General features: G+C 68.9%; 12 protein-coding genes and 1 tRNA gene. 2 read left to right on the forward strand and 11 right to left on the reverse strand.

Features of this window, described 5'->3' with window-relative positions:
- Positions 1-70: 70 nt before the first annotated feature.
- The 11 genes from ACFFIO_RS01980 to ilvD form a co-directional block, all read right to left on the reverse strand.
- Entirely contained in the window at positions 71-280 is a 210-nt protein-coding gene (locus ACFFIO_RS01980; protein WP_378039985.1) for a YbdD/YjiX family protein, read from the reverse strand.
- Positions 277-2,538, reverse strand: coding sequence for a carbon starvation CstA family protein (locus tag ACFFIO_RS01985; RefSeq protein ID WP_378039986.1), 2,262 nt, complete (start codon positions 2,536-2,538; stop codon positions 277-279). The genes ACFFIO_RS01980 and ACFFIO_RS01985 overlap by 4 nt, the downstream gene beginning before the upstream one ends.
- A gap of 132 nt (positions 2,539-2,670) precedes the next feature.
- Positions 2,671-3,474 (reverse strand): fumarylacetoacetate hydrolase family protein, encoded by an 804-nt coding sequence (locus ACFFIO_RS01990; RefSeq protein WP_378039987.1) that lies wholly within the window; start codon positions 3,472-3,474, stop codon positions 2,671-2,673.
- A 72-nt stretch (positions 3,475-3,546) separates the two neighbouring features.
- A complete protein-coding gene (locus ACFFIO_RS01995) occupies positions 3,547-4,671 on the reverse strand; it encodes a branched-chain amino acid aminotransferase (protein WP_378040011.1) in 1,125 nt (374 codons plus the stop codon).
- A 52-nt stretch (positions 4,672-4,723) separates the two neighbouring features.
- Entirely contained in the window at positions 4,724-5,836 is a 1,113-nt protein-coding gene (locus tag ACFFIO_RS02000) for a 3-isopropylmalate dehydrogenase (protein WP_378039988.1), read from the reverse strand.
- A 72-nt stretch (positions 5,837-5,908) separates the two neighbouring features.
- Positions 5,909-7,555: a methionine--tRNA ligase gene (gene metG, locus ACFFIO_RS02005; protein ID WP_378039989.1), complete on the reverse strand. Its 1,647-nt coding sequence runs from the start codon at positions 7,553-7,555 to the stop codon at positions 5,909-5,911.
- Positions 7,556-7,644: 89 nt separating this feature from the next.
- Positions 7,645-9,243: a phosphoglycerate dehydrogenase gene (serA, locus tag ACFFIO_RS02010; RefSeq protein WP_378039990.1), complete on the reverse strand. Its 1,599-nt coding sequence runs from the start codon at positions 9,241-9,243 to the stop codon at positions 7,645-7,647.
- A 238-nt stretch (positions 9,244-9,481) separates the two neighbouring features.
- Complete coding sequence (gene ilvC / locus ACFFIO_RS02015; RefSeq protein WP_378039991.1) at positions 9,482-10,513, reverse strand: ketol-acid reductoisomerase; 1,032 nt, start codon at positions 10,511-10,513, stop codon at positions 9,482-9,484.
- Positions 10,514-10,579: 66 nt separating this feature from the next.
- Positions 10,580-11,092 (reverse strand): acetolactate synthase small subunit, encoded by a 513-nt coding sequence (ilvN, locus tag ACFFIO_RS02020; RefSeq protein ID WP_344226457.1) that lies wholly within the window; start codon positions 11,090-11,092, stop codon positions 10,580-10,582.
- A 2-nt stretch (positions 11,093-11,094) separates the two neighbouring features.
- The gene (locus tag ACFFIO_RS02025) at positions 11,095-12,966 is read right to left on the reverse strand and encodes an acetolactate synthase large subunit (RefSeq protein ID WP_378039992.1); all 1,872 of its coding nucleotides are present in this window, start codon (positions 12,964-12,966) and stop codon (positions 11,095-11,097) included.
- Between the two features lie 361 nt (positions 12,967-13,327).
- Positions 13,328-15,085, reverse strand: a complete 1,758-nt coding sequence (gene ilvD / locus ACFFIO_RS02030; protein WP_378039993.1) for a dihydroxy-acid dehydratase — start codon at positions 15,083-15,085, stop codon at positions 13,328-13,330.
- Between the two features lie 112 nt (positions 15,086-15,197).
- On the opposite strand from ilvD, the gene ACFFIO_RS02035 reads away from it, so the two are divergent.
- Together ACFFIO_RS02035 and ACFFIO_RS02040 are read left to right on the forward strand one after the other, a co-directional pair.
- Positions 15,198-15,725, forward strand: a complete 528-nt coding sequence (locus ACFFIO_RS02035; protein ID WP_378039994.1) for a hypothetical protein — start codon at positions 15,198-15,200, stop codon at positions 15,723-15,725.
- A gap of 97 nt (positions 15,726-15,822) precedes the next feature.
- Positions 15,823-15,895: transfer RNA gene (locus tag ACFFIO_RS02040), tRNA-Lys, on the forward strand.
- Positions 15,896-15,986: the final 91 nt, after the last annotated feature.

Consider the following 15,986-nt stretch of genomic DNA (forward strand, 5'->3'; position numbering starts at 1 on the left):
TGCGGCCCCCGCCGCGTTCCCGTCATGGGCCCCGAACCCGATCAGCACTGACCGGATCGCCGGCGCCCGCTCAGCAGCACCGTCCCGAGGGGTTGAGGTCCTGCTCCCGGTAGACCATCCGCCAGAACTCTCCCTCGTTCAGCGGTGTGGCCTCCGGATGGACCCGGGCCTGATGGGCGAGGTACTGCCGGTAGCGGTCCTCCCCCATCAGCGCCTTGGCGTACCAGACGGCAGAGGACCAGCCCCTCACGAGCGTCCGGCCCCAGTCCGCGGGTCTCATCGGTGGCCTTCAGAGACCGGCCGCCGGTCCTCCGGCAGCGCATCCCACTGGGCCTGGACCGCCTTCTCCTCCGGCGTCGCGAACAACCCGGCAGGGGCGAACATCCGCGACGGCACGTCCGGCTCGGCATGGTCGATGACCTCGGTGCTCCGGAAGGCCTGGACGGTGCGGATGACGGACGTGGCGATCACCACGATCGCCAGCACCAGGAAGATCACCGACAGGGTGGTCTGGATCAGGGAGTTGCGTACGATCGCCTCCATCGCGGCCACGTCCGGGGCGGCGCCCAGGGACGTCTCCCCCGCCGCCAGCGCGTCCCGGAACTGGACGTGCTGAGCCCAGTACCCGACAGCCGGCGCCGGCGAGAAGATCTTCTGCAACGAGCCCACGGTGGTGATCACCGTGATGAACGCCAACGGCAGCGCGACGATCCAGAGCGAGCCGAAGGTCCGGCGTCGGGCGACGATGGTGAGTACCACCGCCAGCGCGATGGCGGCCAGCAGTTGGTTGGCAATGCCGAACAGCGGGAAGAGGGTGTTGATCCCGCCTCGCGGGTCCCCCACGCCCATGAGCAGCACGGCTCCCCAGCCGGCCACCATGATGGCCGTGCACAACCAGGCACCGACCCGCCAGCTGGTGTCCTTGAAGCGGGGCACCACGTTGCCGATGGAGTCCTGCAGCATGAACCGGGCCACGCGGGTGCCGGCGTCCACGGCGGTCAGGATGAAGAGCGCCTCGAACATGATGGCGAAGTGGTACCAGAAGCCGAGCATGCCTGCTCCGCCGATCAACTGGCCGATGATCAGGGCGAGTCCCACCGCCAGGGTGGGGGCGCCACCCGTCCGGGACACCACCGTCTCCTCACCGACCTGCCCGGCCAGCGTGGTGAGCATCTCCGGCGTGAGGTCCACCCCGGCCAGGCCCAGCGAGCTGACCCAGGCCACGGCTCCCTCCACGGTGCCGCCGGTCAGGGCCTCCGGTGCATTCATGGCGAAATAGATTCCCCGGTCGATCGACACGGCCGCCACCAGCGCCATGATGGCCACGAAGGACTCCATCAGCATGCCGCCGTAGCCGATGAAGCGGGTCTGCTTCTCCTTCTCGATCATCTTCGGGGTGGTGCCGGAGGCGATGAGCGCATGGAATCCGGAGAGCGCGCCACAGGCGATGGTGACGAACAGGAACGGGAACAGCGCACCGCCCCACACCGGGCCGTCATCCCGCGAGGCGAACTCGCTGACGGCCGGCACCTCGATGCCGGGCTGGACGATGATGATCGCCACGGCCAGGAGCACGATGACGCCGATCTTCATGAACGTGGAGAGGTAGTCGCGCGGGGCCAGGAGCAGCCACACGGGAAGCACGGCGGCGATGAAGCCGTAGACGATGATGCCCCAGGCGATGGTGGTCCGGTCCAGCGTGAACATCGCGGCACCCCACTCCGTCTCAGCCACCCAGCCTCCGGCCACGATGGCGACCATGAGCAGCACGAAGCCGATGACGGAGACCTCGGCGATGCGGCCCGGACGCAGGTACCGGAGGTAGACCCCCATGAACAGTGCGATCGGGATCGTCATCCCCACGGAGAACACGCCCCACGGGCTCTCGCCCAGGGCGTTGACCACCACGAGCGCGAGGATCGCGGTGATGATGATCATGATCAGCAGCGTGGCCACGATGGCCGCGTAACCGCCGACTCGTCCCAGCTCGTCCCGGGCCATCTGGCCCAGGGACCGGCCTCCGCGGCGGGTGGAGAAGAACAGCACGAGGTAGTCCTGCACGGCACCGGCCAGCACCACGCCGACGATGATCCAGATCGTGCCGGGGAGGTAGCCCATCTGGGCGGCCAGCACGGGGCCCACGAGCGGGCCGGCGCCGGCGATCGCGGCGAAGTGGTGACCGAACAGGACCTTGCGGTCCGTGGCCACGTAGTCCTTGCCATCCGCCTTGTACTCGGCCGGGGTGGCACGGCGGTCATCCGGCCGGGTGATCTTGCGCTCGACGTATTTCGAGTAGAAGCGGTAGAAGATCAGGTAGGTGCACACCGCGGCGAACACGAACCAGATCGCGTTCACGGTCTCGCCGCGCACGATGGCCAGCATGACCCACGCGACGCCGCCCAGCAGGGCGATGGCCGCCCAGATCGCGATCTTCAGCGGGGTCCATCGGGGCTTGGACTCGACGGCCACCGGCGGCAGGTCCACCGCCGGGTCTGGATCGGTTTCCGTGCCGGTGGCGGCCGAACTGGCGTCACTCATAAGCGTTCTCCTCGGTCAGGTGCGTGGTGCGCTGGCGCGCGGACCGCAACCATCCTGAACCCGAGTGTGATATGCGTCAAGCAACCGCGCCGGTGGGTCGCCGGCGCGGTTCCCTGACGGGTCAGCCGGAGGTCAGCGGCGGAACACCGTGGTGAGGGTGCCGATGCCCTCCACGGTCGCCTCGGTCCGTTGCCCGCCTTCCACAAGCCCGACGCCGGCCGGCGTCCCGGTGAGGATGACGTCACCGGGCAGCAGGGTGAAGGCCTGGGAGACGGCGGAGACGATCTCCTTCACGCCGAAGACCATGTCCGAGGTGCGGCCGTCCTGGACGACGGCGCCGTCCAGTTCCATCCGGATGCCCAGGTCCTCGGTGTCCGCACTGGTCAGGCCGGTCTCGATCCATGGCCCGAGGGGGCAGGCGCCGTCGAAGCCCTTGGCGCGGGCCCACTGCAGATCGGACCTCTGCGCGTCCCGGGCGGTGAGGTCGTTGCCGACCGTGTAGCCGAAGACCACATCGTCCACGCGCTCGGCGGGGACGTCCTTGCAGATGGTGCCGATGACCACGGCCAGCTCGGCCTCATAGGAGATCTGCTCGCTCCAGGCCGGCAGGGTGACCGGCTCGCCGGGGCCCACCACGGAGGTGTTGGGCTTGAGGAAGAACTGCGGGCTGTCCGGGACGGCGTTGCCGAGTTCGGAGGCGTGGTCCGCCCAGTTGCGCCCGATGCCCACGATCTTGGACCGGGGGATGATGGGGGCCACGAGACGCACGTCCGCCAGGCGGTGGCGTGTGGCCGTGGGCTGGATGCCCTGGAAGAACGGGTCCCCGTGGAGGACCACGACCTCGAGGTCCTCTGAGTCCGCCTGGGGGTTCTCCGCCTCCCCCTCGACGAGTCCGTACTGCGGTTCGGCGTCTACAACAAATCGGGCAATGCGCATGCCACCAGCCTAGGTCAGTGCAGCCGGTGTCGCGGCCCGCCGGATCATGCCTGCCGGATCACGCCCCCGGGATCACACCAGCCGGTACAGCCAGCCGTGCCGGTCGTCGCCGTGGCCGGTCTGCAGGTCCAGCAGCTCGCGGCGGATGTCCAGCGCCACCGAGGTGGCCGGATCGACCGCCGGCGACGTGAAGGAGTCCTCGCCGTCCACGAGGGTGCCGATCGGGGTGATGACCGCGGCCGTGCCGCAGGCGAAGACCTCGGTGATCTCGCCGCTCGCCACACCCGCGCGCCATTCCTCGACGGTGATGGTGCGCTCGACCACGTTCATGCCGCGATCCCGGCCCAACTGGAGCACGGAGGAGCGCGTCACACCCTCCAGGATGGTGCCGGTCAGCTCCGGAGTGACCAGACTGCCGTCCGCGAAGACGAAGAAGACGTTCATGCCGCCGAGTTCCTCGACAGCGTTGTCCCGGACCGGATCCAGGAACAGGACCTGGTCGCAGCCGTGGGCCGAGGCCTCGAGCTGGGCCGCCAGCGACGCGGCGTAGTTGCCCCCGAACTTGGCGGCCCCCGTTCCGCCATGGCCGGCACGGGCCAGCTCACGCGACACCCAGATGGACACGGGCTTGAGCTCGCCGCCGAAGTAGTTGCCGGCCGGGGAGGCGATGACCTTGAAGCCGATCTCGTTGGCCGGCCGCACCCCGAGGAACTCCTCGGTGGCGATCATGAAGGGGCGCAGGTAGAGCGATTGGCCGTCGCCCTCGGGGACCCAGGACTGGTCCGTGGCGACCAGCAAGCGCAGCGCCTCCAGGAAGACCTCCTCCGGCAGCTCCGGCAGCGCCAGGCGGCGGGCGGAACGGTTGAGCCGTGCGGCGTTGGCCTGCGGGCGGAAGGTCCACACGCTGCCGTCGTCATGCCGGTAGGCCTTGAGACCCTCGAAGATCTCCTGGGCATAGTGGAACACGGCGGCGGCCGGTGAGAGGGACAGCGGGCCGAACGGCTCGAGGCGCGCATCATGCCACTCTCCCCCGCTGTGGGGTGCCGAGGACACGGCGGCGGCATCCCCGGACGCCCGGGTCCAGTCGATGGAGACCATGTGGTCGGTGAAGTGCTGTCCGAAGCCGGGGCTGACCAGGATCTCCCGGCGCCGCTCCTCGGCGATCGGCGAGGGATGGGGGTGGCGGGCGAATTCCATGGTCACGGCAACTTCTTTCTCATCGGGTACATCCATCATAGAACCCGCCGGCTCAGACGGAGCGGGCGATGGCGTCGCCGACCTCGGCGGTGCCCCGATCGGTCGCGCCGTCCGCCCCTCCGCGCGCCGCGATGTCCGCGTACACGGCCTCGTTGATGCGGCGGGCGGCCTCGGGGCGGCCCGCGTGCTCGAGCAGCAGGGCGCCGGAGAGGATGGCTGCCGTCGGGTCGGCCTTCTGCTGGCCGGCGATGTCCGGGGCGGAGCCGTGGACCGGCTCGAACATGGACGGCGCGGTGCCGGAGATGTTGACGTTGCCGGAGGCGGCCAGGCCGATGCCCCCGGTGACGGCCGCGGCGAGATCCGTGAGGATGTCGCCGAACAGGTTGTCCGTCACGATGACGTCGAAGCGCGCCGGGTCCGTGGTCATGAAGATGGTGGCGGCATCGACGTGCATGTAGTCGTGGGTGACGTCCGGGTGCTCGGCGGCCACGGCCTCCACGGTGCGGCGCCACAGGTGGCCGGCGTGGACCAGGACGTTGTGCTTGTGCACCAGGGTGACGTGGCGGCGATCGCGGGTGGCGGCCAGGGCGAAGGCGTGGCGCACCACGCGTTCCACGCCGAAGGCGGTGTTGATGGAGACCTCGGTCGCGATCTCCTGCACCGTCCCGGTGCGGATGGCACCCCCGTTGCCCACATAGGGGCCTTCGGTGCCCTCACGGACCACCACGAAGTCGATGTCCCCGGGGTGGGCCAGCGGGCTCGGGATGCCAGGGTAGAGGCGTGACGGGCGCAGGTTCACGCCGTGGTCGAGCGAGAACCGGAGCTTGAGCAACAGCTCGCGTTCGATCAGCCCGGAAGGGACCCGGGTGTCGTTCGGGGCGGCACCGACGGCGCCGAACAGGATGGCGTCATGGGCCCGCAGCTGCTCCAGCGCCTCGTCGGTGAGGGTCTCCCCCGTCGCGAGCCAATGGGCGGCCCCGAGGGTGTACTCGGTGACCGTGATCTCGGCGTCGCCGGCGGCAGCGGTGGCCGCACGCATGACCTTGAGGGCCTCGGCGGTGACTTCCGGACCGATCCCGTCGCCGCCGATGACGGCGAGGTCCAGGGTGGTGGCCCCACCGGAGGAGGTAGCAGACGGAGCGGTGGCGGAGGCGGTGTTGTCCATGGCGACAGGCTAGGCCGACACCCTCGCGAGCGTCCACCATGTGGTCGTGCAGTCCACATGGTGGACACGGCATCAGCCGGCGTCCGGCTCCTCGTGCCGTGGGAAGACCGGCTGGGGCGCGGGCAGGGAGCTGCCCGGCACCAGGGCCGCGTCCCAGGCCGCGAAGGAGCGCGGGCCGGCGCCCGAGGCACCGGTGCGGCCGGCGTCGCCGCTGGGGGCGATGCCCAGGAGGTCCAGCAGCTTCGCGGCGGACCCGGGCATGACCGGCTGCACCAGCAGGGCCACGCGGCGCACGGTCTCCAGGGTCGCGTAGAGCACCGTGGCCATCCGCGCGGGGTCGGTCTTGCGCAGCACCCAGGGCTGCTGCTCGGCGAAGTAGGCGTTCGCATCGCCCAACAGCGCCCACGTGACCTCGAGGGCGTGGTGGTAGTCCTGCACGCCGTAGTCCGCGCGGGCCGTGTCCAACAGGCCGGCGGCCGCGTCCAGCAGGGCACGGTCCGCCGCCGTGTATTCCCCCGGCTGGGGCACCACACCGTCCAGGTTCTTGGCCACCATGGACAGGGACCGCTGGGCGAGGTTTCCGAGGTTGTTGGCCAAGTCCGCGTTCTTGCGCCCGACGACGGCCTCGTGGCTGTACGAGCCATCGGCACCGAACGGGAACTCGCGCAGCAGGAAGTAGCGCACGGCGTCCAGGCCGTAGTGCTCGACCCACTCCGCGGGGCCGACCACGTTGCCCAGGGACTTGGACATCTTCTCGCCGTTGTTGTTGAGGAAGCCGTGGATCATGACCCGCCGGGGCAGCTCGAGTCCGGCACTCATCAGGAAGGCCGGCCAGAAGATGCAGTGGAACCGCGAGATGTCCTTGCCGATCACGTGCAGGTCGGCGGGCCAGAAGCGGAACTGCTCCAAGTCCTCCGCCGGGAAGCCGGCACCGGTCAGGTAGTTGGTCAGGGCGTCCACCCACACATACATGACGTGGTCCCGCGTGGGCCGGTTGCCGGAGCCTTCGGCGGGCGCCGGGACCGGGATCCCCCAGTCAAAGGAGGTCCGGGAGATGGACAGGTCCTCCAGGCCTGACTCGACGAAGCGGATGACCTCGTTGAACCGGGACTGCGGCGCGGCGAAGTCCGGGCGGGTGCGGTACAGCTCGAGCAGCCGGTCCTGATACTGGGACAGACGGAAGAAATAACTCTCCTCCTCCGTCCACGTCACCTCGGTGCCGGTCTCGGTGGCATAGCGCTTCCCGTCCGGGCGGACCTCGGTCTCGTCCTCGCCGAAGAAGCGCTCGTCCCGGACGGAGTACCAGCCGGCGTACTGGTCCAGGTAGATGTCCCCGGTGGCCTCCATGCGGCGCCAGATCTCCTGGACCGCCACGGTGTGGTCGGCGTCCGTGGTGCGGATGAACCGGTCATAGGAGATGTCCAGCACCTCGTCGTCGACCGCCTTGAACGCCGCCGAGTTCCGGGTGGCCAGCTCCAGGGCCGTGATGCCCTCGGCCTGCGCCGTCTGCTGCATCTTCTGGCCGTGCTCGTCCGTGCCGGTCAGGAAGTACACGTCCTTGCCGTCCAGCCGCTGGAACCGGGCCATCACGTCCGTGCCGACGAACTCGTAGGCGTGCCCGATGTGGGGCTCACCGTTCGGGTACGAGATGGCGGTCGTCAGGTAGTACGGCTCCCGCGCGGGGGTCTGGTTCTGGGGCTCGGCATCCGGAGAAGTCACCCGTCGAATCTATCGCATCGCCGACGCCGGCCGAGCCGGTGCGCTGCCCCGCCGGCAGCCACCGGCACGCCGGGGATGCGCGAGGAGGGTCAGTCCTCCAGGTCGATGCCGGCCACCTTCGAGGCGCCGATGGCGTTGCCGAGCTCCTCCGCGACGCCGGCCGGCAGCGTGGCGTCCAGGGTCAGCAGGGCCAGGGCCTCCCCGCCCTCCTCCTGGCGGGACACGTCCATCCCGGCGATGTTCACGCCGGCGTCGCCGAGGACCTGGCCGATGGTGCCGATGACGCCCGGACGGTCGGTGTAGCGGAACACGAGCAGGTGCTCGGCCATGGGGACCTCGAGCTCATAGCCGTCGATGCCGACGACCTTCTGCACCTGCTTCGGCCCCGTCAGGGTGCCGGCCACGGAGAGCTGGGTGCCGTTGGAGGTGGCGCCCTTGACGGTGACGGTGTTCCGGTAGGCCGGGGACTCGGCGGTCGTGGTCAGCCGGGACTCGACGCCGCGCTGCTCGGCCAGGACCGGGGCGTTGACGTAGGAGACCTGGTCCGAGACCACATCCGTGAACACGCCCTTGAGGGCGGCCAGCTGCAGGGACTTCACGTCCTTGTCCGCGATCTCACCGGCGACCTCGAGTTCCACCACGGTGAGCGAGTCCCCCGTGGACAGGGCCGTGAGGATGCGGCCGAGCTTCTCGGCCAGCGGGATGCCGGGACGGACGTCCTCGTGGATGACGCCGCCGGCCACGTTGACGGCGTCCGGGACGAGCTCGCCCGCCAGCGCCAAACGCACGGACTTGGCCACGGACACGCCGGCCTTCTCCTGGGCCTCCTCGGTGGAGGCGCCCAGGTGCGGGGTGACCACGGCGTTGTCATGGGCGAAGAACGGGAGGTCCACGGCGGGTTCGGAGGAGAAGACGTCGATGGCCGCGCCACCGATGATGTCCGCCTCGAGGGCGCGGTGCAGGGCGTCCTCGTCGATCAGGCCACCGCGGGCGACGTTCACCACGAAGGCGGTGTCCTTCATGATCTGGAACTGCTCGTCCGAGATCATGCCGAGGGTCTCCGGGGTGCGCGGCATGTGGATGGTGATGAAGTCAGACTCGGCCAGCAGCTCGTCGAGGGACAGCAGCCGGGCACCGATCTGCTGGGCGCGGGCGGAGGTGACGTACGGGTCGTAGGCCAGGATCTCCATGCCGAAGGAGCGCATGCGTTCGGCCACGAGCGAGCCGATGCGGCCCAGGCCGATGATGCCGAGCTTCTTCTCGTAGAGCTCCACGCCCGAGTACTTGGACCGCTTCCACTCGCCGCCCTTGAGCGCACGGTTGGCCGGGGCGATGTTACGGGCCACCCCGAGGATGTGGCCGCAGGTCAGTTCCGCGGCCGAGAGGATGTTGGAGGTCGGGGCGTTGACGACCATGACGCCGGCCTGGGTGGCGGACTTCGTGTCCACGTTGTCCAGCCCGACTCCGGCCCGGGCGATGACCTTCAGGTTCGGGGCGGCCGCGATGGCCTCGGCGTCCATCTTCGTGGCCGAGCGGACCAGCACGGCATGGGCGCCCGGCAGGGCCGCCAGCAGCTGAGCCCGATCCGAACCGTCCGTGGTCCTGATCTCGAAGTCCGGACCGAGCGCGTCCACCGTGGCCGGGGAGAGTTCTTCAGCAATGAGGACAACGGGCTTGGTCTCAGACACGGGTCGATCACCTTCGGTTAGTCAGGGATGCCGACCGCGCTGGCTCGGGTCGGCCGTTTCGATTCTAGGGGTAGGCAGGGGTGGTCGGATGCGGACTGCAGAGCGGCCCGGTGACCGGCCTGGGGGACGACGACGGCCCCTCGCCAACGCTTTCAGTCGACTTCGCGTGGGTTCTGGGCTCTGTGACCCACACGAAGTCGACTGAAAGTGGTCGGTGGCGTCAGCCGGTTCGGCTGGCTCAGCGGGCCGCGGTGCCCTCGGTGTAGTCGTCGTCGGAGTCCTTCAGCCAGGAGAACATCTGGCGCAGCTCGCGGCCGGTCTTCTCGATCGGGTGGGCCTCCCCAGCAGCGCGCAGCTTCTTGAACTCGGGGCCGCCGGCGGCCTGGTCGTCCATGAAGCGCTTCGCGAAGGTGCCGTCCTGGATGTCGGCCAGCACGGCCTTCATGTTCTCCTTGACGGACGGGTCGATCACGCGCGGGCCGGAGACGTAGTCGCCGTACTCGGCGGTGTCCGAGACGGACCAGCGCTGCTTGGCGATGCCGCCCTCGACCATGAGGTCCACGATGAGCTTGAGCTCGTGCAGGACCTCGAAGTAGGCGATCTCCGGCTGGTAGCCGGCCTCGGTCAGGGTCTCGAACCCGTACTGGACCAGCTGGGAGGCGCCGCCGCAGAGCACGGCCTGCTCGCCGAAGAGGTCGGACTCGGTCTCCTCGGTGAAGGTGGTCTCGATGACGCCCGCGCGGGTGCCGCCGATGCCCTTGGCGTAGGCCAGGGCCAGGTTCTTGGCGTTGCCGGTGGCGTCCTGCTCCACGGCGACCAGCGCCGGCACACCGCGGCCGGCCTCGAATTCGCGGCGGACCACGTGGCCCGGGCCCTTCGGGGCGACCAGGGCGACGTCCACACCGGCCGGGGGCTGGATGTAGCCGAAGCGGATGTTGAAGCCGTGGGCGAAGAACAGGGCGTCGCCGTCCTGCAGGTTCGGGGCGATGTGCTCGCTGTAGACCGCGCCCTGGACCTGGTCCGGGGTGAGGATCATGATGAGGTCCGCTTCAGCAGCGGCCTCGGCCACGGAGACGACGCGCAGGCCCTCGGCCTCGGCCTTGGCACGGGACTTCGAGCCCTCGGCCAGGCCGATGCGGACGTCGACACCGGAATCGCGCAGGCTCAGGGAGTGCGCGTGGCCCTGGGAGCCGTAGCCGATGACGGCGACGGTGCGGCCCTGGATGATCGACAGGTCGGCGTCGTCTTCGTAGTACTTGGTGGTCGTCACAGGAAATCTCCTCGTTGTGGATCTGTTGAAGGTGATGGTTGGGGTTGGTTCTGTTCAGCTCTTGGGTCAGCTCTTGGGGAGGGCACGGTCGGTCATCGACTTGCCCCCGCGTCCCACAGCGATGGTGCCGGAGCGCACGAGCTCACGGATTCCGAAGGGCTCCAGGACCTCGAGCAGTGCGGACAGCTTGTCTGCCGCGCCGGTCGCCTCGATGGTCACCGAGTCCGTGGAGACGTCCACCACGGAGGCGCGGAAGAGCTCGACGGCCTGGACCACCTGGGACCGGGACGCGGCATCGGAGCGGACCTTGACCAGCAGGTGGTCGCGCTGGACGGAGCCACCGGACGAGAGCTCGACGACCTTGATGACGTTGACGAGCTTGTTCAGCTGCTTGGTCACCTGTTCCAGCAGGTCGCCCTCGGCGTCCACCACCACGGTGATGCGGGACAGCCCCTCGAGCTCGGAGGTGCCCACGGCCAGGGAGTGGATGTTGAAGGCCCGGCGGGCGAAGAGGCTGGCGACGCGCGTCAGCACGCCCGGCACGTCCTCCACCAATACGGACAGCGTATGCCTTGCCATGGTCAGTCCTCCTCGTCCCAGTCCGGGGTCATGTCCTTGGCGACCTGGATCTCGCTGTTGCCCACACCGGCCGGAACCATCGGCCACACCATGGAGTCACGGGAGACCACGAAGTCGACGACCACGGGGCGGTCGTTGATCGCCAGGGCCTGTTCGATCGTGGCGTCCAGGTCCTCCTCGCTCTCGCACCGCAGGCCGGCGCAGCCGTAGGCCTCCGCGAGCTTCACGAAGTCGGGCACCCGGATCGTGTCGTGCCCGGTGTTCAGGTCCGTGTTCGAGTAGCGGGACTCGTAGAACAGGGTCTGCCACTGGCGGACCATGCCCAACGAGGAGTTGTTGATGATCGCCACCTTGATCGGGATCTTGTTGATCAGGCAGGTGGCCAGCTCCTGGTTGGTCATCTGGAAGCAGCCGTCCCCGTCGATGGCCCAGACCACGCGGTCCGGATTGCCGACCTGGGCGCCCATGGCGGCGGGGACCGCGAAGCCCATGGTCCCGAGCCCGGCGGAGTTCAGCCACTGGTGGGGGCGCTCGTACTTCACGAACTGGCTGGCCCACATCTGGTGCTGGCCCACCCCGGCCACGTACACGGCCTCGGACCCGGAGTGCTCGGAGAGGCGCTCGATGACCTTCTGCGGACTCATCAGACCGTCCTCGGTGGGCGTGTAGCCCATCGGGTAGGTCTCGCGGAGCCGATTCAGCACGGTCCACCACTCGGCCAGGTCCGGCTTCCCGGCCTCCGCATGGGTGTCCCGCACGGCATCGGCGAGCTCGGGGATGATCTCCTTGACCGAGCCCACGATCGGCACGTCCGCCGTGCGGTTCTTGGAGATCTCGGCCGGGTCGATGTCGGCGTGGATGACCTTGGCCTTCGGCGCGAAGGAGTCCAGCTGCCCCGTGACGCGGTCGTCGAAGCGGGCCCCGAGCGTGATCAGCAGGTCGGACATCTGCAGGGCGGAGACGGCGGCCACGGAGCCGTGCATGCCCGGCATGCCCAGGTGCTGCTCATGGGAGTCCGGGAAGACGCCGCGCGCCGTCAGGGTGGTCACGACCGGCGCGCCGGTCAGTTCGGCGAGCTCGGCCAGCTCGACGCTGGCATGCCCGCGGGAGACGCCGCCGCCCACGTACAGGACCGGACGCTCGGCCCGCTGGATGAGCCGGGCCGCCTCCCGCACCTGCTTGGAGTGACCGCGGACCACCGGCCGGTAGCCCGGCAGGTCGATCTTCGGGGGCCAGGAGAACTCCATCATCGCCTGCTGGGCGTCCTTGGCCACGTCCACCAGGACGGGGCCAGGACGGCCGGTGGTCGCGATGTGGAAGGCCTCGGCCATGGCCTGCGGAATGTCCGCGGCCTTCGTGATCAGCCGTGAGTGCTTGGTGATCGGCATGGTGATGCCGACGATGTCCGCCTCCTGGAAGGCATCGGAGCCGATGGCCGTCGAGGCGACCTGGCCCGTGATGAACACGCAGGCCTGGGAGTCCATGTGGGCGTCCGCAATGGCCGTCACGAGGTTGGTGGCACCGGGACCCGAGGTGGCGATCGCCACGCCGGGCCGGCCCGACGCCAGGTAGTAGCCCTGTGCCGCGTGGCCCGCGCCCTGCTCGTGGCGCACCAGGATGTGGCGGATGGTCGTGGAGTCCATCAACGGGTCATAGGTCGGCAGGATGGCTCCGCCCGGAAGCCCGAAGACGTCCGTCACGCCCAGTTCCTCCAGCGCCCGCACGATGGCCTGTGATCCGGTCATCTGCACCGGCTCGACGACCTTGTTGGGGCCGGGGACCAGACTGTCGGCCGGCGACTCGTTCCTGTCCCGCTTGTCGCGGGCCGTATGGGATGGCATCACCGACGGGGTGATGCGAGATCCGTTGCTCATTGCTGTGCCTTCTTCGTCACTGCTAGTCCGATGGCTATTCAAAGCCCCTTGGGTGCCCGGCCCGGGTGTCCCCCGGGTCGTCCGCCTGCTGGCGGAGAAACCAGTGAAGCCGATGTGGTGGCCGGCTTCGTTCCGCTTCCCCAACAAAAAAACCCCGACGGCGGCCGGTTGGCCTACTCGGGGTTTCGCGCCTGGCAGCGGGCGAACCCGCCGTACCGAACCGTGGTTCAGGCCAGGCGCTGGATAACGACGACTAGTCGTGTGTTGGACATGCGACCAGTATCCCCGAGTGGGTGCTGACGGTGTCAATCTACCGGACACCCGTCTCACATCGTGAGACAGGTGTCCGGTCCGTGGACAATCAGCCGAGATAGGCGCCCTCGGCGGCGGAGTGCACGAGCTTGGCGTACTTGCCGAGCACCCCGGTGGTGAACTTGGGCGGGATCGGCTCCCAGCCGTCCTTGCGAGCCTCCAGCTCGTCTTCCGGGACCAGAAGGTCCAGCGTTCGGGCGGCGATGTCCACACGGATCCGGTCGCCGTCGCGCACGAAGGCGATCGGGCCGGCGTCGGACGCCTCCGGGGCCACGTGGCCGATGCACAGGCCGGTGGTACCACCCGAGAAGCGGCCATCCGTCAGCAACAGGACGTCCTTGCCCAGGCCGGCACCCTTGATGGCTCCGGTGATGGCCAGCATCTCGCGCATGCCCGGACCGCCCTTGGGGCCTTCATAGCGGATGACGACGACGTCGCCCGCCTGCAGCTCGTTCGCCTCGAGGGCGTCCATGGCCTGGCGTTCGCGCTCGAAGACGCGGGCGGTGCCCTCGAAGACGTCGGCGTCGAAGCCGGCGGACTTCACCACGGCGCCCTCGGGTGCCAGGGACCCCTTGAGGACGGCGAGACCGCCATTGTGGTGCAGCGGGTTGTCGAGGGCGCGCAGGACCTTGCCGTCCAGGTCCGGGGGCGTGATGTCCGCCAGGTTCTCGGCCACGGTCTTGCCCGTGACAGTCAGTGCGTCGCCATGGATGAGCCCGGCGTCCAGCAGGGCCTTCATGACCACGGGAACGCCGCCCACCTTGTCCACGTCCGTCATGACGTACTGGCCGAAGGGCTTGAGGTCGCCCAGGTGCGGGACCTTGTCCCCGATGCGGTTGAAGTCGTCGAGGGTGAGGTCGACGCCGGCCTCACGGGCGATCGCGAGCAGGTGCAGCACCGCGTTGGAGGAACCGCCGAAGGCCATGGTCACGGCGATGGCGTTCTCGAAGGCCTTCATGGTCATGATGTCCCGCGAGGTGATGCCCAGGCGCAGCAGGTTGACGACAGCCTCGCCGGACTTGCGGGAGAAGACGTCGCGGCGGCGGTCGGCCGAGGGCGGGGCTGCGGAGCCGGGCAGGGACATGCCGAGTGCCTCGCCGATGCAGGCCATGGTGTTGGCCGTGTACATGCCGCCACAGGCACCCTCGCCCGGGCAGATGGCCCGCTCGATGGTGTCCAGGTCCTTCTCGCTCATCAACCCGCGCGCACACGCGCCCACGGCCTCGAAGGCATCGATCAGGGTGACCTGCTTCTCCGTGCCGTCCTCCAGGGTGGCGTACCCCGGCATGGTGGACCCCGCATAGATGAACACGCTGGAGACGTCCAGACGGGCGGCGGCCATCAGCATGCCCGGCAGGGACTTGTCACAGCCGGCCAGCAGCACGGAGCCGTCCAGGCGCTCGGCCTGCATCACGGTCTCCACGGAGTCGGCGATGACCTCACGGGACACGAGCGAGTAGTGCATGCCGTCGTGCCCCATGGAGATGCCGTCGGACACGGAGATGGTGCCGAACTCGAGCGGGAAGCCGCCACCGGCGTGGACACCCTCCTTGGAGGCCTGTGCGAGGCGGTCCAGGGAGAGGTTGCACGGGGTGATCTCGTTCCACGAGCTGGCGATGCCGATCTGGGGCTTGGCGAAGTCCTCGTCGCCCATGCCGACCGCACGGAGCATGCCGCGTGCGGGGGCGCGCTCCATTCCGTCGGTGACCGCGCGGGAGCGTGGCTTGATGTCCGGGGTGGAGGCACCGGAGTTGCCTCCGCCCTCCGAACCGCCGGGAAGGGTGGTGTCTGCGGTGAGGGTGGTCATGGGCAACATCCTAGGACCGCCCGCCACGGTCGGCGCCCACGTGACACCGCACACGACATCGCACACGGCACCCGACACGCAAGCCGGCCTCTTCGGTCCGTAGACTGACCCCATGGACGGTGAAGACCTGAAGCACCTGCTCCGCGGGGTCTTCGACACCCGCGTGTTCAACCACGGCGACTTCAATCTCGTCTATGCGCAGCCCTCCGGCGCCGGCAATCCCTGGACGATCGGCTATCGACGGCAGCCTCTGGAGTTACTGCTGTGCCCCGTTGACCTGGACGCTCTTCCCGAGGTGCCGGCCGACACGTCCATCGCGACGGTCGCCCTGGGCAATGTGGCCACCCTGGCGGACACGGGCACCGGCTACCAGGTCGAGACCGTGACCGGCTTCCGGACCTGGTTCGAGGTCTCCGGGGCGCCCCGGGTGCCGCTGACGGAGAACCTGCGGGCCCACCTCACCGCCCTCAGGCCCGGCCCGGAGCAGGTAGACGACGACGGCACCCTGGTTCTGGAGCAGGACGAGGACGCCGAGGACTTCCACCAGTTCATGTCCCACTTCATGGACACCCTGGAGTCCTACTACGCCGAGACCGGCGAGTCTCCTGAGCCGGCCTCGTCCGGAGATCCCCGCCCGTAGTGGCGAAGGCCACGCCTTGGCCGATTTCGCGTCCACCACGGTTCTCTGCTAGAGTTTTTCCTCGTTGCACGGACGGTTTATCGGTCCAGAACAACAGGCACCTCTAGCTCAACTGGCAGAGCAATTGACTCTTAATCAATGGGTTCCGGGTTCGAGTCCCGGGGGGTGCACCCACCAGAAGGGCCCCGGTCACAGGGCGGTTTCCAGGGGTCCTCGCAACACCTGATGGTTAAGTGACTGTTAGTAGATCACGCAGACGCT

It is taken from the genome of Citricoccus parietis, from assembly GCF_042433045.1.
In the GTDB taxonomy this organism is placed as follows: Bacteria; Actinomycetota; Actinomycetes; order Actinomycetales; family Micrococcaceae; genus Citricoccus; species Citricoccus parietis.